Origin of the sequence: Streptomyces sp. NRRL B-24085 (assembly GCF_001282115.1) — a bacterium.
Lineage (GTDB): Bacteria > Actinomycetota > Actinomycetes > Streptomycetales > Streptomycetaceae > Streptomyces.
In genome coordinates this window covers 1-1,341 of the sequence record NZ_LJBR01000622.1, presented here as the reverse complement: position 1 = coordinate 1,341, position 1,341 = coordinate 1, and the positions used below count along the sequence as shown (strand labels likewise).

The 1,341-nt window shown below is 72.3% G+C and carries 2 protein-coding genes and 1 pseudogene; 2 read left to right on the top strand and 1 reads right to left on the bottom strand.

Translation table 11 applies throughout. The annotated features are described in order from the left end of the window. Nucleotides 1–60: 60 nt before the first annotated feature. Complete coding sequence (locus AOJ26_RS40420) at nt 61–549, bottom strand: GNAT family N-acetyltransferase (RefSeq protein ID WP_053853308.1); 489 nt, start codon at nt 547–549, stop codon at nt 61–63. 67 nt (nt 550–616) lie between these two features. Between AOJ26_RS40420 and AOJ26_RS40415 the strand changes: the two genes are divergently transcribed. Both AOJ26_RS40415 and AOJ26_RS40410 read left to right on the top strand, forming a co-directional pair. Further along, on the top strand, nt 617–1,078 hold the full coding sequence (locus AOJ26_RS40415; RefSeq protein WP_053853307.1) for a hypothetical protein: 462 nt from the start codon (nt 617–619) through the stop codon (nt 1,076–1,078). Nucleotides 1,079–1,083: 5 nt separating this feature from the next. After that, nucleotides 1,084–1,341: pseudogene (locus AOJ26_RS40410) on the top strand (hypothetical protein); the annotation flags it as partial.

Genomic DNA, 1,341 nt, shown 5'->3' with positions numbered 1-1,341 from the left:
GCGGGCGGACACCCCCCACCCCGTCCCCTCACCGCCGTACGCGGCCAACGGCCGTCGTGATTAAAGCGGCTTGCCCAGGGTGTGGTCCGCGTAGATGTCGTCGCTGTACGGGGTGATCTCCTCGTAGCCGAGTCGTCTGTACAGGGTCAGGGCCTCGGTCAGGTCCTTGCGGGTCTCCAGGACCACGCGGGTGGCGCCCAGGGTGCGGGCCGCGGACTCCGCCGCCTCGACGAGGAGGGCGCCGCCGCCCCTGCCGCGCATGTGCTCGTGCAGGTAGACGCGGGTGAGCTCGGCGCTTCCGTCGGGGCGCAGACGTATGCCCGCGGTCCCAGCGGGTTCTCCCTCGAAGCGGGCCACCAGCAACAGGCCCGTGGGCGGGGCCAGTTCGCCGCCCGTCCGTCTCGCCACCTCCCTCTCCAGCTCGGCCGGGTCCGTCCTGCGGTTGTCGTGCAGGAGGTAGTAGCGGTCGCTCACCTCTGTGTAATAGGCGCGCCAGAGGGCGGCCGCCGTTGGGGAGTCGGGGCGTTCCGGGGTGACGGTCCAGGTCATGGCGTGATTGTCGCGTACACATATGCGGAGACGGTTTGAACAAAAGGTCCAGGGCAACCCGGAAGACATGTCAACAGGCCTGATCATCGCTCTGATCGTGATCGTGGCGGCCGTGCTCGTCGTGGCGGCCGTCCTGACCCTGCGTGCCCGGGGCCCGCAGCACGGCCGCGAGCTCGCCGAGGCCCGGGGCTTCCCGGGTGGCGGGCAGTACGAGGAACAGTTCAACGCGCTGTCCGTGCACCACGCGCACCACGTGCACGGTTACCGGCGGGTGCACGCGGTGGCGAGTGCCCGCTCCGACGCCCGGCAGGACGGCGACGGCCGGACGGACACGGAGGACATGCGCGCCGCCATGGTCGAGGCGCGGGCCCTCTTCGAGGACCTCGTCGGCCCCCCGCGGAGCCGCGAGGAGTCCCGTACACCCACCGGTGAGTCCCACGCACGTGCGGGTCAGCCCCGCGACGGTCGTCACGACAGCCGGGGACATCTGCCGTGGGCATTCAACAGGCGTCACGCGAAGGGGAGTTGAGCGACATGACGGATGCCACGAGCAGGCCGGGCAGCGACGGCGCCCGGGGCGAGGGCACGATCGGCAGGGGCACGGGCAACGATCCCGCGGGTTCGCACAGCCCTCTGGTGACTCCCACCGAGACCGAGGCGCCGGACCTGAAGCGGGCGGGCACGCCCGGCGGTGAGCGGCGCGCGGCCGGCGACGAGGGCGGCTTCGGCACCGACACGTCCGCCGTCCGGGAGACCGGGCGGGGGCGGGAGGACGCCGAAGCGGCCGTCGTC

Coding starts and splice junctions, on each gene's coding strand:
- AOJ26_RS40420 (WP_053853308.1), bottom strand. CDS start 549: ATGACCTGGACCGTCACCCCGGAACGCCCCGACTCCCCAACGGCGGCC.
- AOJ26_RS40415 (WP_053853307.1), top strand. CDS start 617: ATGTCAACAGGCCTGATCATCGCTCTGATCGTGATCGTGGCGGCCGTG.